The following is a 22589-nucleotide window of genomic DNA, read 5'->3' as shown; positions in this document are numbered from 1 at the left end:
TCATGGAAGATAAAAACAATGAAAAATGCTTTCTGCGCCCTGCTCCTGCTCTGCCTCACCACCCAAGCATTCGCTGATGACACACCTATCGGTTTCCAGCGCTCTACACTGCCGGACGCGAACAATGAGCGTCCGCTGGAGATGGTCGTTTGGTACCCCGCCCGTGCAACCACCACTGCCCCCAAGTTGATCGCCGACAATCCGGCTTTTGTCGGTGTTATGTCTGTCGAAAACGCACCACCGGCTGAAGGCGAACACCCATTGGTGGTGCTTTCCCACGGGTATCGCGGCAATTGGACTAACCAGGCATGGCTGGCCAGCGCGCTGGCGCATCAGGGTTACATCGTCGCGGCGGTCAATCATCCCGGCAGCACCACCCATGACCGTAGCCCGCAAGCGGCGGCGCAGTTATGGCAGCGTCCGGCGGACATTGGCCGGGCCATCGATGCGGTGACGGCTCAGCCGGGAAAATCTGGCGCTGTCGCGACGCGGCGTATTGCCGTTGTCGGTCATTCACTTGGCGGCTGGACAGCAATGGAAATCGCCGGCGCGCGTTTCGACCCGGACCGATTTGCCCGCGAGTGCAGCGCTCATCAGAAGTTAGCCAGTTGCGGCGTTTACCAAACAATGAATCCCGCAAGCAACCCGGCATCAAAAGCCCGACTTGCCGCCGATTTACGCGACAAGCGCGTCACTGCCGTGGTGGCATTGGACCTGGGCTTGTCACGCGGCTTCACGGATGCCAGCCTCGCAGCGCTGCCAGTACCGGTCTTGGTGATCGCAGCAGGCGTGCCGTCTGAAGATCTGCCGGCTGAGTTGGAGTCCGCCGACCTGGCCAAGCGTCTGCCGAAAACGTCGAGCCAGTACGTTGAAATTGGCGATGCCAGTCATTTCAGCTTTCTGTCGCTGTGCAAACCGGGGGCGATGGCCATGCTCGAAGAGGACGTGCCCGGTGATGGCATCATCTGCACCGATGGCGAGGGTGGACGTACGCGTGAGGTGATCCAACAGCAGGTTATTACGCTGATCAGCGAGTTTCTGCAGGTGAGTCAAGAAACACCTAATTGATCGAGCAAACATTCATCATCAATTCGGAAACACACCACATAGGGCATTTCCCTGATAACCATGGACGATAGGTCCCAAGATCATCAGGGGCCCGCAGGCGTACATGGGCGTTACGAAGGTCTCTCCACTACGCATCTTGCAGACGGGCAACTTCAAGGGGATAGGCACAATAACTGCCCAAAGCGTGACACCACACCATTCTCGGTGGGTCTCGCCACTGTCGGCTTGTTCGTATTGATATCCCGGTTTACGCGTTGAAACGGAAACCCCGACACAGCCAGAGAGCGTCAGTGCGATAACGGCGACAAATGAAATTTTTTTGAGGTGGAACTGACGTCGCATTGCAGGCTTTATCCTTAAAATCCAATCGCCTGGCAGTGTCAGTCGACAACGCCAGCATCCATGTGGGTGAAAGGCCGGGATTCTATCCCCTGAAAGTAAAAGCCACTAGCTGGCCCCAAGACGAAAGACCTGGCAGCGTGCCGAGTGCGGATCTGCAATTGCTGCAAGGCGCCGACGACATCAAGGCCTACCGTTCTTCGGAATCAGTACTGCGCCAATTCTGCTTTCACTGCGGCTCTTCGTTGTTCTGGTCACGCCGCCAGGGCGAATTCGCCGACTGGATTTCGATAGCGCTGGGGACGCTGGATACGCCTTTCACCAGTGATAAACAGAAGCATGTCGAGGTATTGTCCAAAGCATCCTGGTATGACATTCAGGATCACTGGCCACAGCGCCAATCCTCAAGCATTGAATGAAACAGCATCTTTCTCTACGGTGTCCCTCTATTCTCAGCCAGCCACGATGAGGTCTGTTTCATGAGCAACACAGTCTACGTTCCGCCCAAAGTCTGGAAAAACGAAGCAGCGTCCGGCGGCCAGTTTGCCAGCATCAATCGTCCGATTGCCGGGCCGACGCACGAGAAAACGCTGCCGGTTGGCACGCATCCGCTGCAGCTCTACTCGCTGGCCACGCCCAATGGAGTCAAGGTGACCATCCTGCTCGAGGAGTTGCTGGCGCTGGGCCACAGCGCCGCCGAGTACGATGCGTGGCTGATCCGCATTGGCGAGGGCGATCAGTTCTCCAGCGGATTTGTCGAGATCAATCCCAACTCGAAAATTCCTGCGCTGCTCGACCGCAGTGTCGAGCCACCGATTCGCGTGTTCGAGTCGGGCTCGATCCTGCTGTATCTGGCGGAAAAGTTCGGCGCCTTCCTGCCTGAAGACCCGGCTGGACGCACCGAAACCCTGAACTGGCTGTTCTGGCAGATGGGCTCGGCGCCTTACTTGGGCGGCGGGTTCGGACATTTCTATGCCTATGCGCCGGAGAAACTGGAGTACCCGATCAATCGCTTCACTATGGAAGCCAAGCGGCAACTGGATGTGCTTGATCGGCGCCTGGCCGAAAGCCCGTACCTGGCTGGCGACAGCTACACCATCGCCGACATCGCAGTCTGGCCGTGGTACGGCCAACTGGTGCGCAACAATGTCTATTCGGCGGCGGAGTTTCTCGCGGCCCATGAATACACCCACGTGCAGCGCTGGGCGGAAGACATAGCCAAGCGACCAGCCGTCATCCGTGGACAGCGCGTCAACCGCACTTGGGGTGATGAGGCGAGCCAGGTACCCGAGCGGCATCAGGCCACAGATTTGAGCTGATACTCGCGCAACGCCCTCCTCTGGTTTAAAAACGGCCGATCAAATCAAATTGATCGGCCGTTTTTTTCAATCCCAACCTTCATCCACTCCCCGGCGGTGACTGTTTAGTCATAAGCCAGATGTGAAAAATTTGTTAACTAACTGACTCGTACGGCTTTCTCCGAGGGGATCAATCTGACAGACTAATGCGAATAATTCCTACACGCATATGCATCAGATTCGTTTTAGTATCCTTGGGGAAGCAGATTGATGTCGTTTCATACCCGTTATCGCCGTTCGAACCTTTCGCCTAACTTGTTGGCAATGGCCATTTGCATGGCCGGCGTCGCGCCAGCGCTGGCCGCTGAAGCGACACCTTCTACGCCAGAAAACACCGCGGCGCCCGCCACACTGGAGCTGGGTGCGACCGAAATCGGCGCCACGCAGATGAGCAGCACAACGGAAGGTTCAGAGTCCTACACCACAGGCCCGATGCAGACCGCGACCAAACTGTCGCTGACCATGCGCGAAACGCCGCAGGCGGTGACCGTCATCACCCGCCAGCGCATGGATGATCAGGGCATGACCAGCATCAACGATGTGGTGCGGGGCACGCCGGGGTTGTTCCTCAATCAATCCAGCGGCCCGGGTCGGCAAAATTACAGCGCCCGCGGTTTCGACATCGACAACATCATGTACGACGGCCTGCCCAGCTCTTACCAGCCGTACACGATGGCAGTGCAGCCGAACCTGGCGATGTTCGACCGGGTTGAAATCGTGCGTGGTGCGACCGGCCTGGTGACCGGTGCCGGCAACCCTTCGGCAGCGATCAACATGGTGCGCAAACGCCCGACGGCAACCCCGCAAGTGACGCTCACCGGTGCAGCCGGCAGTTGGGATGATTACCGCGGCGAGATCGACGCCTCCGGCGCGCTCAACGAAAGCGGCACATTGCGTGGCCGCGTAGTGGGTTCCTATCAGGGCGCCGACAGTTTCCGCGACAAAGAGCAAAATGATCACGGTCTGTTCTACGCCATCGGTGAAGCCGACCTCAGCGACGCCACGACGGCGACGCTGGGCTTCTCTCGGCAAAATGAGCAGACCAACTATTTCTGGGGCGGCTTGCCGATCGGCACCAACGGCCACCACCTCGACCTGCCCCGCTCCACCTACCCGGGCACGGATTGGGAAAACAAGAAACTGCAGATCGACACCGTTTTCGGTGACATCGAGCATCGCTTCGACAACGACTGGAAACTGCATGTAGCCGGCTCCTCCTCAACGCTGAACGGCGAATTCTCTGGTTCGTACCTGTCGCGTTACGCCGGCCCGCTGGAAACCACGGCCTATCAATCGCACCATACCGACAAGCAGCACGCTTTCGACGGCTTTGCCAGCGGCCCGTTCGAGGCCTTCGGCCGCACCCACGAGCTGGTCGTCGGCGCCAGCAATCGCGTCTACGATGCGACTACCAAGGAATATGATCCCTACACCACGGCCTGGCCGATCGGTGCACCCAAGCCCAACTTCGTGCGTGATGGCAAGACGCGCAGCGTCACCACTCAGGATGCGGTTTACCTGACCACCCGTTTGAGCCTCGCTGATCCGCTGACGCTGATCCTCGGCAGCCGTCTGGACTGGTATGACTACGATGACCGCACCACCGACGGCGACTATAAAATCACCCGCAACCTGACGCGTTATGCCGGTCTGATCTACAAGCTTGATGACCACCATTCCGTTTATGCCAGCTACACCGACATCTTCACCCCACAAACCAGCAAAGACCTCTCCGGCAAAGTGCTGGAGCCCATCGTCGGCGAGAACTACGAGGTCGGCATCAAGGGTGAATATTTCAACGGTGCACTCAACGCCAGCCTGGCCGTGTTTCAGATGGACCAGACCGGCCGCTCGACCACAGCGGACAACCAGTTGGGTTGCCCGGTGATGACCTGCTACAACGCGTCCGGCAAAGTGCGCAGCCAAGGCATCGACATGGAGCTGCAAGGCGCGCTGACCGAAAACTGGCAGCTCGGCGCTGGCTACACTTACACCCGCGCGCATTACATCAAGGACGAAAACCCGGCCAACAACAATCAGAAATTCGACAGCGACACGCCTGAGCACTTGTTCAAGGTCTCGACGATGTATCGCCTGCAAGGCCCACTGGAAAAACTCCGCGTCGGTGGCAGCGTTTACTGGCAGAGCCGTATGTATAACGACATCGCACTCGCCAATGGCAGCAGCTATCGTCTCGAACAGGGCAGCTACGCGACCGCCGACCTGATGGCCGGTTACGAAGTCAGCAAACACCTCGACCTGCAGGTCAACGCGAACAACATCTTCGACCGCGTTTACTACTCCGCCATCGGCAGTAACGTCACCTGGGGTTCCAACGACAACTACGGCACTCCGCGCAGCTACATGCTGACGGCCAAATACAAGTTCTGAGTCGTGTAACCCTCACCTCGGCACACGCAAGGGCGCCTGGACAAGCCATGGCGCCCTTTTTTCGGACGGGCCAATTAGCCATGACTGGCAATAAGAGATAGTCTTTCGACGACATTATTTCGAAGCGCCGCCATGACTAACCCTGAGTTCACATCAGACATTGAAGCCATCCGCAGCATTGATGCGGTGCCTGTCATCCTGAGCATGGTCAAGCACATCACCGGCATGCGTTTCGCGGCGGTGGCCCGGGTTACCGAAAAAAACTGGGTGGCGTGCGCGGTCGACGACTCGATCGATTTCGGCCTCAAACCCGGCGGTGAACTGGTCCTCGAATCGACCATTTGCCACGAGATCCGCCAGCATAAACAGCCTGTCATCTTCGGCCATGCCAGCCTGCATCCGCTCTTTTCAGTGCATCACACGCCGAGAACCTATGGGCTGGAGAGCTACATCTCCATTCCTATCGTCAAAGCCAATGGAGACTTTTTTGGCACGCTGTGTGCGATCGACTCCGTCCCGGCCAATCTCGACGAACCGGCCATCGCCAAGACGCTGACGCTGTTCGCGCAACTGATCGCCATGAGCCTCGACACGCAAACGCGTCTGCACGCCGCCAAAGCCGAACTGGACAGTGCCAATGAGATGGGCCGGCTGCGCGAGCAGTTCATCGCGGTCCTGGGGCATGATCTGCGCACACCGCTGAGCGCCATTCGCATGAGTGCCGATTTGCTCGAAACCAAAACCCAGGACAAGCGTTCGCTCAATTTCATCGCGGCGATCCGCACCAGTTCTGTACGCATGGGTGTGCTGATAGAAAACATCCTCGACTTTGCCCGCGGACGCCTCGGCGGCGGCATTCCAGTGCAGCGAAAACTGGTAGACGACTTGCAGCGCACGCTGCGGATGACGCTTGAAGAGATTCAGGTGTCCCATCCGCAGGCAACGTTCATTCATACGCTGGATGTGCCGACAGGTGTTTATTGCGATGCGTTGCGCATCAGCCAGATGCTCTCCAATCTGCTGGGCAATGCGGTCACCCATGGTTCAACCAGTGAACCGATCATCCTCAACGCCTGGGCCGAAAACGACGAGATTGTGATCTCGCTGACCAACCAGGGCACACCGATTGCGCCGCAGTTGATGCCGCTGCTGTTCGAGCCCTTCTCCCGCTCCGAAGCCGGGCAGCGCTGCGAAGGACTGGGCCTGGGCCTTTACATCGCTTCGCAGATTGCGACGGCACATAACGGCAGCTTGAGCGTCACCTCAGACCGCGAATCGGGAACCTGTTTTGTCGCGAGGTTCCCGGCGCAATTCAAATGGGTTTGAGCCCGTGGCCCCCGAACATGCCGGAAAAAATCGACGCGACTCGCCCCCTCAAAATCCAAGCAAAAAAACCCCGCAACCCAATCAAGGGGCGGGGCAAAAAATTGGTTGGTTGCGGCCAACCAAAGGAGCTCTGTCAGATACGGTTAACGGGCGCAGTCAGATGCAGTCCTGGGCTGCCCGTTCAAAACTTGATGGCAGGAAGTTCGAGGCCAGCAGGTGGCGCTCGTAAAGGAACACCTTGCCGCCGCTGCCGGCCTTGTAGGCTTCCAGCACGTTGTCCGCCGAAACCTTGCTCGGCACCACGATCCGGTAACTGCGCTGGGTCTGCGAGACGGTCGGGTTCAGCGCAATGCCCTGCAACTTGGGCACGACGCAATCGGCGTATTGCGCAGGCGTCTTGCGGGTCTGCAAAGTCAGGGTCGGGTCGTTCGGTGCAGAGGCGCAGCCGGCCAGCAGCACGGAAGCGACAGCCATGGCAGAAACAGATAGAGGACGCATCGGTGTAATCCTGAAAATAAAGTTTCGGTTCAACCGGCAACGGTTCAGCTTCACGGCGTTGCCATTGGGGTTGCGATGTTCAGCTTGCCGAGACCAACGCCTTTAGCGAGCTGTCGAACTGCTTCAATGCGTTGAGTTGCAAGTCACGTTGCTTGTCGATCTGCGCGGCGATTTGCGGTGCCGCCAGGTTATGTACCCAGACCGACGGCATCTGCTTTTCTACAGCGCCTTCAGCCTTGCCGATGTATTGCAGGTCGGCGTCGTAGAACCGCGCGGTAAAACGCGCTTCGACCAGATCGTTGCGTTGGGTCAGCAGACGATTGAACGTGTCGAGTTTCACCACCACATCGGGATGGGCCTGCACCAACGCGTCGAGGCTGTCGTAGACGGTCACGGACAAGAACTGCTGTTGTAACGAACTCATCAACCAGTCGATGGCCAGCTCCGGATCGGAACTGGCGACGAAAGCGTCGCGAATCCGCGAGTCGAGCGCATCTTTCGCGCCGTTGATGGCCATGTCGTGATAACGCTCAAGGTATTGCAGGTTGTCCAGGGTGTTTTCGCTGTACAGCACGCCAACAGTCTGCGAATGCTGCAACGTGGCGCTGCTGCCGGTGATGGTTTGTAAATGACACGACCGGGCATTGTCGGCGTATGTCGGTGTAGCGACAGCCCCCATCAGCAGGGCCGCCAGAGCCAGTCGAGTCAGAATGTTCATCGCGCAAATTCCTTGAGCTGCGTGTTCGATGGGGCGATTTTCCGCCCATCGCCGGCAAAGCAGAACTTGCGTTTATTGATGGTCACTATTACTTCTACCGATAGTTGCGCAATGTGCAGACTGATTACACACTCGATCACAACTAGAACAAGATGAATGAGGAATCCTCCTTGAGAACATTTGACCTGATCCGCGACGCCGTTCTGTCCGAATATCGCGATCGCGTGGCTGAATACCTGGTCCAGTACGAAAGTGTCCTGCTGAACAAGGATGACGCTGACCGGCAGCTGATTCGGGACACCGCCAATCAGTTGCGCGGCTATTTGCGCGGGCTGAACACCACGCGGGTTTTGGGTATGGCGTATTGGGAAGAGCTGGATCGACGGGTGGTCGACACATGGATCACGCCTGAAGAATGACCGAGAATTCAGACGCATTCGCCTGACCGGGCTCACTACTTCAGAATGACCACACCCATGTCCAGCCTCGATACCTCACTGCAAGACAGCGCCGCGCCCGAAGGCGTTTGCTACGGCTGCGGCGGCAGCAACCCCCACGGCCTGCACATCAAGAGCCATTGGCATGAAGACGGAGTGCACGTCATCGCCGAGCATCTGCCGGATGCCAAATACTGCGGCTGGCCGGATCTGGTCTACGGCGGACTGATCGCGATGCTCGTCGACTGCCATTCCAACTGGACGGCGATGGCCTGTCACTACCGCGCAGAAAACCGCGAAGCCGGCACCCTGCCCCGCATCGATTGCGTCACTGGCAACCTCGGCATCAAGTTCATCAAACCGACACCGATGGGCGTAGCGCTGACCTTGCGGGCGAAAGTCGAGGGTGAGGTCGGGCGTAAAACCCGGGTGATTTGCGAGGTGTTTGCGGGCGACGTGCTGACAGCGGTGGGTGATTCGGTATTTGTGCGAGTCGATACCGGGCAGTTGGCGGATGTTGCGCATAAGCGCTAAGGACAGCCTCAATGGATCTACTGATTCGAACCGCAACCCGCGATGATGCGCCTGCCATCAGCCGAGTGATTATCGCGGCCCTGCGCGAATCCAATGCTCAGGACTACTCCCAAGAGATCATCGACCTGGTTGAGCAAGGCTTCTCCCCTGCAGCCATCCTGCACTTGCTGACTCAGCGTCGGGTGTACGTAGCGACCATTGAACGGCACATCGTTGCAACGGCCAGTCTTGATCGGGATGTGGTTCGAAGCGTATTCGTTGATCCACCCCATCAAGGCGCCGGAATCGGCAAAAAACTGATGGAGACGCTTGAGTCAATGGCCATCAACGAAGGTTTACAGCGCCTGCGCGTGCCCTCCTCTATTACCGCCGAAGGTTTTTATGCCTCGCTGGGCTTCGAGAAAATCCGCGATGAGTTTCACGGCGCCGAGCGCACGGTCATCATGGAGAAATGGCTGAGCCAAGTGTAGGACATGCAAACCTGTGGCAAGGAAGCTTACTCACTCGCCACAGGTGCGCATTTCAAGATCAACCCTTCACATTCGCCCGCGCCGAATGCAGCTTCTTATAGCTCTCGATCAAGCGCAAATGCCGATCAAGGCCTTCCAGCTTCATGCTCGTCGGCGTCAAACCATAGAAACGCACGCTGCCGCTCACCGAACCAATGGCCGCGTCCATGCGCTCGTTGCCAAACATGCGGCGGAAGTTGGCTTCGTAGTCGGCCAGTTCCAGATCTTCGTCCAGCTCCATTTCCAGTACCACGTTCACCGCTTGGTAGAACAAGCCGCGTTCGACGGTGTTGTCGTTGTATTGCAGGAAGGCTTCGACGAGGTCTTTCGCCTGATCAAACTTTTGCAGCGCGAGGTAAATCAGCAGGCGCAGCTCAAGGATGGTCAGCTTGCCCCACGGCGTGTTGTCGTCGAACTCGATGCCGATCAGGGTGGTGATGTCGGTGTAATCGTCCAGCTCGCTTTTTTCCAGACCCTGCGCGAGGTTACGCAGGCCGACTTTGCTCAGGCTGTGCAGGTTGAGGATGTCGGCGCGAAATTGCAGGGCCTTGTTGGTGTTGTCCCAGATCAGGTCTTCGACCGGATAGATTTCCGAGTAGCCCGGCACCAGAATCCGGCAGGCCTTGGCGCCGATGTGCTCGTAGACCGCCATGTAGACTTCTTTGCCCATGTCTTCGAGGATGCCGAACAACGTTGCGGCTTCTTCGGCATTGGAGTTTTCGCCGTGACCGGAGAAGTCCCACTCGACAAACTCGAAATCAGCCTTGGCACTGAAGAAGCGCCACGACACCACACCGCTGGAGTCGATGAAGTGCTCGACAAAGTTGTTCGGCTCGGTCACTGCCTGCCCCGAAAAGGTCGGCTGCGGCAGATCGTTCAGGCCTTCAAAGCTGCGGCCCTGCAACAGCTCGGTCAGGCTGCGCTCCAGCGCGACTTCCAGGCTTGGGTGCGCGCCAAATGAGGCAAACACGCCGCCCGTGCGCGGGTTCATCAGGGTCACGCACATCACCGGGAATTCACCGCCCAGCGACGCATCCTTGACCAACACCGGGAAGCCTTGCTCTTCGAGGCCCTTGATGCCGGCGAGAATACTCGGGTATTTCTCCAGCACTTCCTGCGGAACATCCGGCAGCGCCATTTCACCTTCGAGGATTTCGCGTTTGACCGCGCGCTCGAAGATTTCCGACAGACACTGCACCTGCGCTTCGGCCAACGTGTTGCCGGCGCTCATGCCGTTGCTGAGGAACAGGTTTTCGATCAGGTTGGACGGGAAGTACACCGCTTCATTATCGGACTGGCGCACAAACGGCAGCGAGCAGATGCCACGCTGAGTGTTGCCGGAGTTGGTGTCATAGAGGTTCGAGCCACGCAACTCGCCATCGCGGTTGTAAATCTCAAGACAGTATTCGTCGAGGATCTCGCTCGGCAATTCGTCTTTTGGGCCAGGCTGGAACCAGCGCTCGTCCGGGTAGTGCACAAACTCTGCACTGGCGATGTCTTCGCCCCAGAACTGATCGTTGTAGAAGAAGTTGCAATTCAGCCGCTCGATGAATTCACCCAGCGCAGACGCCAGTGCACCCTCCTTGGTCGCGCCCTTGCCGTTGGTGAAGCACATCGGCGAGTGCGCGTCACGGATATGCAACGACCACACATTGGGCACGATATTGCGCCACGAAGCGATTTCGATTTTCATGCCCAGGTCGGCAAGGATTGCCGACATGTTGGCGATGGTCTGCTCCAGCGGCAGGTCCTTGCCGGCAATGTAGGTGCCCGCCTCCGAACCCGAGTGCGGCATCAGCAAGGCCTGGGCATCGGCGTCGAGGTTTTCGACTTCTTCGATGATGAATTCCGGGCCGGTCTGCACGACCTTCTTCACCGTGCAGCGGTCGATCGAGCGCAGGATGCCCAAGCGATCCTTTTCAGATATGTCGGCCGGCAATTCGACCTGGATCTTGAAGATCTGGTTGTAGCGGTTTTCCGGGTCGACAATGTTGTTTTGCGACAGGCGAATGTTTTCCGTAGGGATATTGCGCGTGTCGCAGTACAACTTCACAAAGTAAGCCGCACACAAGGCCGACGACGCCAGGAAGTAGTCGAACGGCCCCGGTGCCGAGCCATCGCCCTTGTAGCGGATGGGCTGATCGGCGATCACCGTGAAGTCGTCGAACTTGGCTTCAAGTCGAAGGTTGTCGAGAAAGTTGACCTTGATTTCCATGCGGGATTACCAGAATACGGCTAAACGAATGGCGGCCATTATCCGGTTTTTGAGCGGGAAGTCTTGTGCTTTCGGGATTCGCCGCTGACCGGGGCGACGCCGTCTTCGGCGCGCAAAGCCTTCTGCGGCGCGGCTTGGGCGGGTCAGTCGTCACTTGTTGCAAACTGGCAAAAGCAAAGTCTCCCGGTGTTCACTACGCTTCTACAGATTCCGATCAGCATGATCCTGAAGAAGAATCTGAACATTGCACCCGCGACACTGTTCTAGATTCAGAAGACAGCGGATCAAGGACGAGCGATTGGACATTTCCACTTACGCAGCGCCGCTTCCCCCCCGCCAGAGCATCGTCACCCGGCGTCTGGCGGTTGCCGTGGGTGCACTATTTGTCACTGGAGTGATTGCTGCTGCCGTTGCGTTGCTTGGCATCGCCAACAGACTGGATAAGGAAGAAGTCCGCAAAACCGAGTTCTACTCGGTTCGCGCCCTCGAAAATCGGATCACTGCCTCGAAAAACTACATCACCAGTTACGCCTACTGGACCACGGCCTATGAGCGTCTGAGCGATCAGGTCGACACCCAATGGGCCTATACCGAGCAAAACGTGGGTAAAACGCTGTTCACCGCTGACGGCTATGACGGCGTGTTCGTGCTGGATCGCGAGCGCACCAAATACGCCGTGGTTCGCGGACAAATGCTCGATACAGATATCGCGGCGTTCGTGGAGGTCAGCGTGACTTCACTGCTGGATCAGGTGCAAGGCCAAAGCGACTTGACCCAACCCGTCAGCCGCTACTCACTGTTCGAAGGCTGGCCGGCGCTGGTGTCGGCAGCGGTTATTTTGCCTAACGATGAGCGGCCGCAGAAGACTGCGCAGGAAACCTCTGTGCTGGTATTCGTCGACAAACTCACCCCGACCAAACTGCGCAAGATCGGCAGCGGTTACGGCTTGAAAAACCTGACCCTTGCCCTGGATGAAGCCCTTGACCCGGCGCGCCCGCGAGTGCCGCTGGACAGCACCGGTTATAGCCTGGTAGCCGATCTGGAGCGGCCGGGTCAGCAGTTATTGTGGTCACTGCTGCCCACCCTCGGTGCGACGATGGTGGTATTGATGCTACTGACTGCCTACTTCTTCCGCCACGCTTTGCGTTCGTCGCGGTATGTCGACGAAAGTTTTGCGGTGATGCAGTCCTCCAACCTTGCACTGGAAGCCGCCAACCTTGGCCTGGAAGCCAGTGAGGAACGTTTTCGTGCGGTGGCGGAAGCCGCTTCAGACTGGATCTGGGAGGTCGACCGACATCTGTCGCTGACCTATCTGTCGGCGCGATTCAGCGAAGTGACCGGTTACCCGCAAACCCTTTGGCAGGGCAAGGACATCGGTCAACTGCTGTTTTGCGACACCACGCCGCTGGAACTGTGGCTGAAGAAACTCAACGAGGAAGGTCACGCCAGCGACCTGCGTTGCACCTACCGTGACCATTGCGGCCAGCAACGTCATTGCCGTCTTTCGGCTCGCCCTATCTTCGACAAACATGTCGTCATCGGTTATCGCGGCACTGCCAGCGATATCACCGACGAGGTCGCCGCCCATGCGCAAATCCAGCACTTGTCCATGCACGATGCCCTAACCGGGCTGCCCAATCGCAACAAACTCGCGCGCTATCTGGATGAAGCGCTGATGCTCAGGGAGCACGCGCCGGCGCTGTCGCTGCTGATGATCGATCTGGACAACTTCAAACCGATCAATGATTCGCTCGGCCATCCTGCCGGCGATGCGGTGCTGCAAGAAGTCGCAGCCCGTTTGCGTGAATGCACCCGCGACGATGACATCGTCGCCAGGCTTGGCGGCGACGAATTTGTCGTGGTGCTCAATGGCATGGACACGCCTAACGAAATCGACAAGTTCTGCACCCGCCTGATCGGCAACCTGCATCAACCGGTGATCTTCGAACATCACCCGCTGCACATCGGCGCCAGCATCGGCATCGCCCTTAGCCGACGCCACGGCTACATCCCCAGCGAGCTGATCCGCTACGCCGACATTGCGCTGTACCAGGCCAAATCCGAGGGCAAGAACACCTGGTGTTATTTCGAAGCGCACATGAGCGACCAGATCCAGACACGCCGGCAAATGGAAGACGACCTGCGCCATGCGCTCAAGCACAACGAGTTTATCCTGCACTACCAGCCGCGTTACAAAGTTGATGGAAAGCAGATCGTTTCAGTCGAAGCACTGGTGCGCTGGCAGCATCCGACCAAGGGTTTGCTTGGGCCCGACCTGTTTATTTCGTTAGCGGAGCAGACAGACCTCATCGTCCCGCTCGGGCGCTGGGTGTTGCGTGAGGCTTGCGAAACGGCGCTGACGTGGCCGGAAGACATCTTGCTATCGGTCAATCTGTCGCCTGCGCAATTCGCCATGACCGACGTGGTCGAGGATGTCCGCGAAGTGCTTGTCGACACTCGCTTCCCGGCCAGTCGACTGGAGCTTGAGATCACCGAAAACGTCATGCTCAACGATACCGACGGCGCGCTGACCACCATGAACGCTCTTAAAGAGCTGGGCGTGCGCCTGAACATGGACGACTTCGGCACCGGATACTCATCGCTCGGTTACCTGCGCGCGTATCCGTTCGATGGCATCAAGATCGACAAGCGCTTCATCGCCTCGATCAGCAGTGGTGCCAATGATCGGGCGGTGGTGCAGGCGATCATCGGCCTAGGCAAGGCCATGGGCCTGACCGTCACTGCTGAAGGCGTCGAAACCGCGGAGCAACTGGACATTCTGGGGGCTGATCAATGCAATGAAGTACAGGGTTACTTCATGAGTCGTCCGATCGACAAAACCGAGTTTATGCGTCTGCTGCAAACGTCGAGAAGTGGCCAGGCAGAGCAACCGAAGGCGAAAAAAGGCCGCGTCAGGAGCGGCCTGAATCTTGAAGGTTTGTAAGGCGGGTCAACCGTTTGAGCGCGATCAGCTACGCGTGTGACTCGTGTCGCTGGTGAACACACTGCCCGCATCCCGAACCAACTGCCGCCATTCGGCGCTGGTAATCAGCCCCGCCTCCTCCATTTCATCCGCCGCCTTGAGCAGTTCGTCGTACTGCTGCTCCGGATCCATCTGCGATTGCGACTGGGTCGCCAGTTTGCGCCATGCCGCCAGTAATTCTTTCTTGCGCTGATCGAACATAGGGTTTAACTCATGGGGGACTTCCCTAATAGAAAGAAGCGGTGGCGCGGTGGTTCAGCGCAGTCGACGGGCGGAAGGCTGACCCATGAGCCTTCCGATACCGGCACAAATCGGTGACAGGTTTTGGGCCGAGAGCGAGCCGTCAGAACTTGTCTGCAACACGTCTGTACTGATAATCCGGTTCACGGTACTTGCCCGGTTTCTGCCGCTTGGGCAGCGTGACCGGCTCGTGTGCGACGTCCTCATAGGGAATGCGGCTCAACAGATCAGTGATGATGTTCAGTCGCGCCCGGCGTTTGTCGTTGGAATCGGCCACCAGCCAAGGGGCGTGGTTGGTGTCGGTATGCTTGAACATCTCGTCACGCGCGCGTGAGTAGTCATACCAACGGCTGTAGGACTTAAGATCCATCCCCGTCAGCTTCCAGGTTTTGCGGCCATCGTTGATTCGCGCTTCCAGCCGACGTGTCTGCTCCTGCGGGCTGACCTCCAGCCAGTATTTGATCAGGATCACCCCAGACTCGACGATTGCGCGCTCGACCAGCGGCGTTGATCTGAGGAACTTGTTGGCTTGCTCTTCGGTGCAGAAACCCATCACCCGTTCGACGCCCGCGCGGTTGTACCAACTGCGATCGAAGATCACCACTTCGCCCGCAGCTGGCAAATGTGGCAGGTAGCGCTGGACGTACATCTGACTTTTCTCGCGTTCTGTTGGCGCCGGCAGCGCCACGACGCGAAAGATCCGTGGGCTGACCCGTTCGGTGATCGCCTTGATTGTCCCGCCCTTCCCCGCACCATCGCGGCCCTCGAAGACGATACAAACCTTCACGCCCTTGGCGATAACCCACTCCTGCAATTTGACCAGCTCGACGTGCAGCGTGCGTAACTGCTCCAGGTAATCCTTGTTTTTCAACCTGGGGGTTTCAGGCGTCTTTGCGGCTTTCTTCTTGTCCTTTGCCATGGTCGAGCCCTCACTGATTGGGAATTTGCTGTGAACCAGACTCGTGAGATTAGTTTATGGCGCGTTGTTTTCCATTCCCGGACAATAAGCAAAATCGCGATGTGTTTCCTTCGTTCTTTCTAACGTCGCACTGTTCATTGCCCGTGCCTGTCTTGTCTGGAGTTTTCTCGATGCCTTCGCCCAATTCCCTGCCCACCGCGCTGTTGGGGCTGGCCCTCGCTTGCCCGACCATGGCCCAGGCTCAAGGTATGGAGTTGGGGCAGGTGCTGATTTCCGCCGAGGATCGCAGCGGCACCGACGCGGCTGTCGACGACGCCAAGGTGCGCCTGGCCGAAGTGCCCGGCGCCACCAACGTGGTCGACATGCGCCAGCCGCTGCAGGGCCGTGTGGCGAGCAATCAGGATGTGCTGGCCTATCAGCCGGGGGTTTATGCGCAGTCGGCGGGTAACGAAGGTGTGAAGATTTCGATTCGCGGCTCGGGCATCAATCGTGCGCCAGGCGCTCATGCTTCTGGGCTTTACACAATGCTCGACGGCTTGCCGCTGACCGGCCCCGGCGGCACGCCTTACGAATTGCTCGAACCATTGTGGGTCGACCATGTTGAAGTGCTGCGCGGCGCCAACGGCTTCGATCGCGGCTCGCTGGCCCTCGGTGGCGCCATCGATTACGTCAGCCATACCGGCTACGACGCGCCGAAACTGCAAGTCCGCTATGCCGCCGGCAGCCACGGTTATCAGCAGCGTCAGGTCAGTTCCGGGCAAGTACTCGGCGACTTCGATTACTACGTGTCGTTGACCGATGCGAACGCCGACGGCTATCAGGATCACACCGCCAGCGAAAGCAAAGGCCTGATTGCCAACTTCGGTTATCGCTTCAACCCGAACCTGGAAACCCGCTTCTATATCCGCTACCGCGAAACTGACAACGACCTCGCCGGACGCGTGACCAAGCACTCCATCGAACACGACCCACGGGCAGCCAACCCGGCGTACGTGTCGCGCGATGACAGCCGCAAGCAGCCGGGCAGCACCTTCATCGGCAACAAGACCACCTTCTATATCGACGACGATTCCAGCATCCAGACCGGCCTTGTTTACCACGACTACCCGATGGATCTGCGCGAAGGTCCGAATCGTCTGAAGGTTGCCTACACGGACGTCAGCGGCACCTTCGACTACAAGCGCCGCGACACTTTGTGGGGCATGGAAAGCCGCAGCAATGTGGGCCTGCGTGTGACCAAACATCTGCCCAACGATGGCGCCAGTGAGTTTGTGCGCATCCCCACCGGCAACACCGCCGCCTACGCACCGGGCACGCGCATGCGCAACTTCACCTATCAGGGCTCTGACACCGTTTTGCATTTCGGTAACGACTTGGAAATCGCCGATGACCTGTGGCTGACAACCGGCCTCGCCGCCATCTACACCCGCCGCGAAAGTGCCGTCACCTATCCGCAGAGCGGAGGCAAAACCAGCATGAACGACTGGGACTACGCGCCCCGTCTCGGTCTGCGCTACCAGGTGACCCCGGTTCTGCAAGTGTTCGGCAACCTCAGCCGCTCGGTCGAAGCGCCGCACCCGTGGTCGCTGATCTACAGCTCCAACGTGCGCTTCCCTGCCAACAGTGGCGCGGCGACTGGTACGCAAAAAGACCCGATCGAACTACAAAACCAGACCGCGACCACCCTCGAACTCGGCGGTCGTGGCGACAGCGCCGTGGGCGAATGGAGCCTGGCCTGGTACTACGCGCAAGTGCGCCACGAGTTGCTTTCGGTGCTGCCAGATGCCACCGCGGTCACGCCGTATGAGCTCAACGCCAGCCCCACCGTGCACCAGGGTGTCGAAGCCAGCCTGAACAGCAAACTCTGGTCTTCCGCCGACGGGCAGCAGTTAAGTTTGCGTCAGGCATACACCTTCAGCGATTTCCACTACCGTGATGATGATCGCTTCGGTGATAACCGCCTGCCGGGGTTGCCGATGCATTATTACCAGGGTGAATTGCGCTACGACTGGCCGCAGGGTTTCTTCGCCGCTTTGAACACCCAACTGGTGTCGAAAGTTGCAGTGGATTACGCCAATAGTTACTACGCCGATCCGTACGCGCTGTTCGGCGCGACGCTGGGGTACAACGCGCCGAAGGGTGACTGGCAGACCTGGGTGGACATGCGCAATTTGACCAACAAACACTATGCGGCGACGGTCACGCCGGGGTATGACGACAAGGGGCTGGATGCGGCGCGGTCGACGCCGGGTGAAGGGATGGGAGTTTATGTCGGGGTTTCGTGGAGTTTGCTCTGAGGCCACGACGAGCTAGGTAAATACGCCGCCAATCTCTGCGGGCCAACGATCAGCCATTTCAGACTGAGAATAGAAAGCTTTGCCATTGACGACGTCCCTCTTCGCCGGGCGCAAGGGACGTTCGAAAGGTAGCGCTTCGGGGCTCAGTGCCCGGCAACCACCGGCCGTCCATGTCCACGCGGCCCCGACTTGAAGCCATGCCCTCGCGCCCGCCAGACAATGGCAAACCCGACAGCCACCAGCAGCGTCATCGCCCACGGAAAAGACGCAACGCCCCATGTATCCAGCAGTACCCCACCGACAACGCCGCTGCCGGCAATTGCGCTATTCCATGCCACCACATTCAGTGACAACGCCACGTCTGCGCCATCGCCGGCAGCATCAGCCAGCGCGGTTTGCAGCAACGTCGCGGCGCCGCCAAAGCTCAATCCCCACACCGCTACTGCGATATAGATTACTTCCGGCACACGCCCTGAAAAACCCAGCACCACGCAAACCGCCGCAAATGCCGCGAGGCTGACGAGTGTAGTTTTTCGCAACAGCGGCTCAACCAATTTCGCCGTCAACCAGATCCCCACCAGCGCAGCGATCCCGAAGACCAGCAACACCAGATCCACCCGACTTTCCAACCCCGCCGACGCCACGAACGGTGCGATGTAGGTGTAGAGGATGTTGTGCGCGAGCATCCAGCTGATCACCACCGCCAGCACCGGCCGCACACCCGGCGTGGTCAGCACACTGCGCAGCGACATGCGTTGGTGCGCGGGCTGTGGTGGGTAGTCAGGTACTTTCACCAATACCCAAACGATCAGAATCACCGTCAGGCCCGACATGATGCCAAACGCGGTGCGCCAACCCACCAGACCACCCAGCCATGTACCGAGTGGCACACCCAGCGACAGCGCAATTGGTGTGCCGACCATGGCCAGCGCCAACGCCTTGCCCTGCTGATCGGGCTCGACCATTCGGCGCGCGTAACCGGCCAACAAGCTCCACGTCAACCCGGCTGATACGCCAGCGAAGAAGCGCGCCACCAGCGTCACGCCGTAGTGAGAGGACAGCGCCGTAATGGTATTGAACAGCAAGAAACCGACGATAGTCAGCAACAGCACGTTACGCCGGCGCCAGCCACGGGTCGCGATGGTCATCGGGATGACCGCCAGCACCGAGCCCAACGCATAGGCCGTGACCATCTGGCCGGCCATCGACGGAGAGATCGCCAGGCCTTCGCTGATCAACGGCAGCAAACCGGCAGGTAGGGTTTCGGTGACGATGCAGATAAAGCCAGTCATGGCCAACGCCAGCAACGCCCCAATTGGCAGGCTCTTCGGCGTCGCCGATAAGGTGATTGAGGGGGTCACGGGAAATTCCTTGAGTGGTGGTTACAGATATAAATACCGATCGATATAAAATACTGATGGCAGCGACCACTCGTTGTCAACGATTTATGTATCGTCTAGTATTTAAATCATCTCACCGAGGAATTCTGAAATGGCAAGAACGGGCCGCCCCCGCAATTTCGACCGCGACGACGCCGTCGAGCAAGCCATGCAATTGTTCTGGCAACACGGCTATGACTCCACCTCCCTCGCCCTGCTGAAAGCACAATTGGGCGGCGGAATTTCCGCGCCGAGCTTTTACGCGGCGTTCGGCTCAAAGGAAGCCCTGTTTGATGAATGCGTGCAGCGTTACCTGGTGACCTTCGCTCAAGTTACCCAATGCCTGTGGGACGAAACACTGCCACCACGCCAAGCCATCGAAACCGCGCTGCGCCAGTCGGCACGCATGCAGTGCGAGGATGGCCACCCCAAGGGTTGCATGGTTACCCTTGGCGTAATGAGCGCACCCAGCCCCGAAAACGCCCGAGTGGTCGAAGCCCTCACCCAGTCACGTGCAAGGACTCGTGCGGGGATCCTGGCGTGCGTCAACCGAGGAATGAGTGCTGGTGAGTTACCGGCCAGTACTGTCGCAGCCGCCCTAGCGACGGTTTTTGACAGTTTCCTGCAGGGGATTTCCATCCTCGCTCGGGATGACACCTCGATTGAAGTGATTGATGCGGCGATCACTCAGGTATTGATGACGTGGGACATGTCTGGCAGGGATTGAACAGAGACGGAGCGGCACGTAATGAAAAGCTGCAAGATGGTTTCCCCCTGCCTGTCATTATTGACTGTGTGAATTGATTCTTGGTGACTACCGGACTATATCCACAAATGCTGTAAGAACTTTCCTGCGGGCAAAACAAAACCCCAACTGCTTTCGCAATTGGGGTTTCGGAATTTAATCTTGACGATGACCTACTCTCACATGGGGAAACCCCACACTACCATCGGCGATGCATCGTTTCACTGCTGAGTTCGGGATGGGATCAGGTGGTTCCAACGCTCTATGGTCGTCAAGAAATTCGGGTACTGAGTCGTGACCAGTTGGCCTCGCTTCAGCAAATTGGGTATGTGATAGCTTTCGGTGTTTTGTGAACATCGAACTTTCGGTTCGTTTCGTCTTCACACACCGCAATCTGATGCTCTTTCGAGTAGTCAAATTGCTTGGGTGTTATATGGTCAAGCCTCACGGGCAATTAGTATTGGTTAGCTCAACGCCTCACAGCGCTTACACACCCAACCTATCAACGTCGTAGTCTTCGACGGCCCTTCAGGGAACTCAAGGTTCCAGTGAGATCTCATCTTGAGGCAAGTTTCCCGCTTAGATGCTTTCAGCGGTTATCTTTCCCGAACATAGCTACCCGGCAATGCCACTGGCGTGACAACCGGAACACCAGAGGTTCGTCCACTCCGGTCCTCTCGTACTAGGAGCAGCCCCTCTCAAATCTCAAACGTCCACGGCAGATAGGGACCGAACTGTCTCACGACGTTCTAAACCCAGCTCGCGTACCACTTTAAATGGCGAACAGCCATACCCTTGGGACCGGCTTCAGCCCCAGGATGTGATGAGCCGACATCGAGGTGCCAAACACCGCCGTCGATATGAACTCTTGGGCGGTATCAGCCTGTTATCCCCGGAGTACCTTTTATCCGTTGAGCGATGGCCCTTCCATACAGAACCACCGGATCACTAAGACCTACTTTCGTACCTGCTCGACGTGTCTGTCTCGCAGTCAAGCGCGCTTTTGCCTTTATACTCTACGACCGATTTCCGACCGGTCTGAGCGCACCTTCGTACTCCTCCGTTACTCTTTAGGAGGAGACCGCCCCAGTCAAACTACCCACCATACACTGTCCTCGATCCGGATAACGGACCTGAGTTAGAACCTCAAAGTTGCCAGGGTGGTATTTCAAGGTTGGCTCCACGCGAACTGGCGTCCACGCTTCAAAGCCTCCCACCTATCCTACACAAGCAAATTCAAAGTCCAGTGCAAAGCTATAGTAAAGGTTCACGGGGTCTTTCCGTCTAGCCGCGGATACACTGCATCTTCACAGCGATTTCAATTTCACTGAGTCTCGGGTGGAGACAGCGCCGCCATCGTTACGCCATTCGTGCAGGTCGGAACTTACCCGACAAGGAATTTCGCTACCTTAGGACCGTTATAGTTACGGCCGCCGTTTACCGGGGCTTCGATCAAGAGCTTCGCGTTAGCTAACCCCATCAATTAACCTTCCGGCACCGGGCAGGCGTCACACCCTATACGTCCACTTTCGTGTTTGCAGAGTGCTGTGTTTTTAATAAACAGTCGCAGCGGCCTGGTATCTTCGACCGGCATGAGCTTACGGAGCAAGTCCTTCACCCTCACCGGCGCACCTTCTCCCGAAGTTACGGTGCCATTTTGCCTAGTTCCTTCACCCGAGTTCTCTCAAGCGCCTTGGTATTCTCTACCCAACCACCTGTGTCGGTTTGGGGTACGGTTCCTGGTTACCTGAAGCTTAGAAGCTTTTCTTGGAAGCATGGCATCAACCACTTCGTCATCTAAAAGATGACTCGTCATCAGCTCTCGGCCTTAGAATCCCGGATTTACCTAAGATTCCAGCCTACCACCTTAAACTTGGACAACCAACGCCAAGCTGGCCTAGCCTTCTCCGTCCCTCCATCGCAATAACCAGAAGTACAGGAATATTAACCTGTTTTCCATCGACTACGCTTTTCAGCCTCGCCTTAGGGACCGACTAACCCTGCGTCGATTAACGTTGCGCAGGAAACCTTGGTCTTTCGGCGTGGGTGTTTTTCACACCCATTGTCGTTACTCATGTCAGCATTCGCACTTCTGATACCTCCAGCAAGCTTCTCAACTCACCTTCACAGGCTTACAGAACGCTCCTCTACCGCATCATCCTAAGATGATACCCGTAGCTTCGGTGTATGGTTTGAGCCCCGTTACATCTTCCGCGCAGGCCGACTCGACTAGTGAGCTATTACGCTTTCTTTAAAGGGTGGCTGCTTCTAAGCCAACCTCCTAGCTGTCTAAGCCTTCCCACATCGTTTCCCACTTAACCATAACTTTGGGACCTTAGCTGACGGTCTGGGTTGTTTCCCTTTTCACGACGGACGTTAGCACCCGCCGTGTGTCTCCCATGCTCGGCACTTGTAGGTATTCGGAGTTTGCATCGGTTTGGTAAGTCGGGATGACCCCCTAGCCGAAACAGTGCTCTACCCCCTACAGTGATACATGAGGCGCTACCTAAATAGCTTTCGAGGAGAACCAGCTATCTCCGAGCTTGATTAGCCTTTCACTCCGATCCACAGGTCATCCGCTAACTTTTCAACGGTAGTCGGTTCGGTCCTCCAGTTAGTGTTACCCAACCTTC

At 57.7% G+C, this 22589-nt stretch carries 17 protein-coding genes and 2 rRNA genes (1 of these 19 cut by a window edge); 11 read left to right on the top strand and 8 right to left on the bottom strand.

Annotated features, from left to right (window positions below; genetic code table 11):
• The first annotated feature begins 18 nt into the window (after nucleotides 1-18).
• The 5 genes from ACA061_RS12265 to ACA061_RS12245 all read left to right on the top strand — a co-directional run bounded on the left by ACA061_RS12265 (nucleotide 19) and on the right by ACA061_RS12245 (nucleotide 6482).
• Nucleotides 19-1068 carry an alpha/beta hydrolase family protein gene (locus tag ACA061_RS12265; RefSeq protein ID WP_497301703.1) on the top strand — a complete coding sequence of 350 codons (1050 nt, stop codon included), beginning with the start codon at nucleotides 19-21 and terminating at the stop codon, nucleotides 1066-1068.
• 341 nt (nucleotides 1069-1409) lie between these two features.
• A complete protein-coding gene (locus ACA061_RS12260) occupies nucleotides 1410-1826 on the top strand; it encodes a GFA family protein (protein ID WP_210702041.1) in 417 nt (138 codons plus the stop codon).
• 60 nt (nucleotides 1827-1886) lie between these two features.
• Complete coding sequence (gene yghU / locus ACA061_RS12255; RefSeq protein ID WP_497301702.1) at nucleotides 1887-2726, top strand: glutathione-dependent disulfide-bond oxidoreductase; 840 nt, start codon at nucleotides 1887-1889, stop codon at nucleotides 2724-2726.
• A gap of 249 nt (nucleotides 2727-2975) precedes the next feature.
• On the top strand, nucleotides 2976-5156 hold the full coding sequence (locus ACA061_RS12250; RefSeq protein WP_497301701.1) for a TonB-dependent siderophore receptor: 2181 nt from the start codon (nucleotides 2976-2978) through the stop codon (nucleotides 5154-5156).
• Between the two features lie 132 nt (nucleotides 5157-5288).
• The gene (locus ACA061_RS12245; RefSeq protein ID WP_150615832.1) at nucleotides 5289-6482 is read left to right on the top strand and encodes a GAF domain-containing sensor histidine kinase; all 1194 of its coding nucleotides are present in this window, start codon (nucleotides 5289-5291) and stop codon (nucleotides 6480-6482) included.
• A gap of 156 nt (nucleotides 6483-6638) precedes the next feature.
• Here ACA061_RS12245 and ACA061_RS12240 read toward each other — a convergent pair whose 3' ends face one another.
• Both ACA061_RS12240 and ACA061_RS12235 read right to left on the bottom strand, forming a co-directional pair.
• Entirely contained in the window at nucleotides 6639-6980 is a 342-nt protein-coding gene (locus ACA061_RS12240; protein ID WP_150615833.1) for a YajG family lipoprotein, read from the bottom strand.
• A gap of 79 nt (nucleotides 6981-7059) precedes the next feature.
• Complete coding sequence (locus ACA061_RS12235) at nucleotides 7060-7698, bottom strand: ATPase (RefSeq protein WP_497301700.1); 639 nt, start codon at nucleotides 7696-7698, stop codon at nucleotides 7060-7062.
• A 170-nt stretch (nucleotides 7699-7868) separates the two neighbouring features.
• Between ACA061_RS12235 and ACA061_RS12230 the strand changes: the two genes are divergently transcribed.
• Genes ACA061_RS12230 through ACA061_RS12220 form a run of 3 tightly spaced genes read left to right on the top strand, consistent with a single transcriptional unit; the run spans nucleotide 7869 to nucleotide 9139 of the window.
• Complete coding sequence (locus tag ACA061_RS12230) at nucleotides 7869-8117, top strand: hypothetical protein (protein ID WP_150603264.1); 249 nt, start codon at nucleotides 7869-7871, stop codon at nucleotides 8115-8117.
• Between the two features lie 57 nt (nucleotides 8118-8174).
• On the top strand, nucleotides 8175-8669 hold the full coding sequence (locus tag ACA061_RS12225) for a PaaI family thioesterase (protein ID WP_150615835.1): 495 nt from the start codon (nucleotides 8175-8177) through the stop codon (nucleotides 8667-8669).
• An 11-nt stretch (nucleotides 8670-8680) separates the two neighbouring features.
• Nucleotides 8681-9139: a GNAT family N-acetyltransferase gene (locus ACA061_RS12220; protein ID WP_497301697.1), complete on the top strand. Its 459-nt coding sequence runs from the start codon at nucleotides 8681-8683 to the stop codon at nucleotides 9137-9139.
• A gap of 58 nt (nucleotides 9140-9197) precedes the next feature.
• On the opposite strand, the gene ACA061_RS12215 is transcribed toward ACA061_RS12220, so the two are convergent.
• Entirely contained in the window at nucleotides 9198-11393 is a 2196-nt protein-coding gene (locus tag ACA061_RS12215; protein WP_497301696.1) for an OsmC domain/YcaO domain-containing protein, read from the bottom strand.
• A gap of 298 nt (nucleotides 11394-11691) precedes the next feature.
• Here ACA061_RS12215 and ACA061_RS12210 point away from each other — a divergent pair, with 298 nt between their 5' ends.
• Entirely contained in the window at nucleotides 11692-14337 is a 2646-nt protein-coding gene (locus ACA061_RS12210) for a bifunctional diguanylate cyclase/phosphodiesterase (protein ID WP_497301695.1), read from the top strand.
• A gap of 24 nt (nucleotides 14338-14361) precedes the next feature.
• On the opposite strand, the gene ACA061_RS12205 is transcribed toward ACA061_RS12210, so the two are convergent.
• A complete protein-coding gene (locus ACA061_RS12205) occupies nucleotides 14362-14577 on the bottom strand; it encodes a hypothetical protein (protein ID WP_150615838.1) in 216 nt (71 codons plus the stop codon).
• Nucleotides 14578-14719: 142 nt separating this feature from the next.
• Complete coding sequence (ppk2, locus tag ACA061_RS12200; RefSeq protein WP_210554607.1) at nucleotides 14720-15535, bottom strand: polyphosphate kinase 2; 816 nt, start codon at nucleotides 15533-15535, stop codon at nucleotides 14720-14722.
• A gap of 170 nt (nucleotides 15536-15705) precedes the next feature.
• On the opposite strand from ppk2, the gene ACA061_RS12195 reads away from it, so the two are divergent.
• Complete coding sequence (locus ACA061_RS12195) at nucleotides 15706-17832, top strand: TonB-dependent receptor family protein (protein ID WP_497301693.1); 2127 nt, start codon at nucleotides 15706-15708, stop codon at nucleotides 17830-17832.
• 143 nt (nucleotides 17833-17975) lie between these two features.
• Here ACA061_RS12195 and ACA061_RS12190 read toward each other — a convergent pair whose 3' ends face one another.
• On the bottom strand, nucleotides 17976-19193 hold the full coding sequence (locus ACA061_RS12190) for an MFS transporter (protein ID WP_210554605.1): 1218 nt from the start codon (nucleotides 19191-19193) through the stop codon (nucleotides 17976-17978).
• A 130-nt stretch (nucleotides 19194-19323) separates the two neighbouring features.
• Between ACA061_RS12190 and ACA061_RS12185 the strand changes: the two genes are divergently transcribed.
• The gene (locus ACA061_RS12185) at nucleotides 19324-19938 is read left to right on the top strand and encodes a TetR/AcrR family transcriptional regulator (protein WP_210554604.1); all 615 of its coding nucleotides are present in this window, start codon (nucleotides 19324-19326) and stop codon (nucleotides 19936-19938) included.
• A 178-nt stretch (nucleotides 19939-20116) separates the two neighbouring features.
• Here the strand turns inward: ACA061_RS12185 and rrf are convergent.
• Together rrf and ACA061_RS12175 are read right to left on the bottom strand one after the other, a co-directional pair.
• Nucleotides 20117-20232, bottom strand: a 5S ribosomal RNA gene (rrf, locus tag ACA061_RS12180).
• A 157-nt stretch (nucleotides 20233-20389) separates the two neighbouring features.
• A 23S ribosomal RNA gene (locus ACA061_RS12175) occupies nucleotides 20390-22589 on the bottom strand; it runs 694 nt beyond the window's last position.

Source organism: Pseudomonas sp. LBUM1668 (genome assembly GCF_059695715.1).
The sequence above is the reverse complement of the archived record's forward strand: the minus strand, read 5'-3'. Positions and strand labels throughout refer to the sequence as shown.

What these genes read in the sequence shown, in the direction of transcription:
- ACA061_RS12235 (WP_497301700.1), bottom strand. Translation starts at nt 7,698, where the DNA reads ATGAACATTCTGACTCGACTGGCTCTGGCGGCCCTGCTGATGGGGGCT.
- ACA061_RS12240 (WP_150615833.1), bottom strand. Translation starts at nt 6,980, where the DNA reads ATGCGTCCTCTATCTGTTTCTGCCATGGCTGTCGCTTCCGTGCTGCTG.
- ACA061_RS12250 (WP_497301701.1), top strand. Translation starts at nt 2,976, where the DNA reads ATGTCGTTTCATACCCGTTATCGCCGTTCGAACCTTTCGCCTAACTTG.
- ACA061_RS12185 (WP_210554604.1), top strand. Translation starts at nt 19,324, where the DNA reads ATGGCAAGAACGGGCCGCCCCCGCAATTTCGACCGCGACGACGCCGTC.
- ACA061_RS12265 (WP_497301703.1), top strand. Translation starts at nt 19, where the DNA reads ATGAAAAATGCTTTCTGCGCCCTGCTCCTGCTCTGCCTCACCACCCAA.
- ACA061_RS12245 (WP_150615832.1), top strand. Translation starts at nt 5,289, where the DNA reads ATGACTAACCCTGAGTTCACATCAGACATTGAAGCCATCCGCAGCATT.
- ACA061_RS12195 (WP_497301693.1), top strand. Translation starts at nt 15,706, where the DNA reads ATGCCTTCGCCCAATTCCCTGCCCACCGCGCTGTTGGGGCTGGCCCTC.
- ACA061_RS12220 (WP_497301697.1), top strand. Translation starts at nt 8,681, where the DNA reads ATGGATCTACTGATTCGAACCGCAACCCGCGATGATGCGCCTGCCATC.
- ppk2 (WP_210554607.1), bottom strand. Translation starts at nt 15,535, where the DNA reads ATGGCAAAGGACAAGAAGAAAGCCGCAAAGACGCCTGAAACCCCCAGG.
- ACA061_RS12225 (WP_150615835.1), top strand. Translation starts at nt 8,175, where the DNA reads ATGTCCAGCCTCGATACCTCACTGCAAGACAGCGCCGCGCCCGAAGGC.
- yghU (WP_497301702.1), top strand. Translation starts at nt 1,887, where the DNA reads ATGAGCAACACAGTCTACGTTCCGCCCAAAGTCTGGAAAAACGAAGCA.
- ACA061_RS12215 (WP_497301696.1), bottom strand. Translation starts at nt 11,393, where the DNA reads ATGGAAATCAAGGTCAACTTTCTCGACAACCTTCGACTTGAAGCCAAG.
- ACA061_RS12205 (WP_150615838.1), bottom strand. Translation starts at nt 14,577, where the DNA reads ATGTTCGATCAGCGCAAGAAAGAATTACTGGCGGCATGGCGCAAACTG.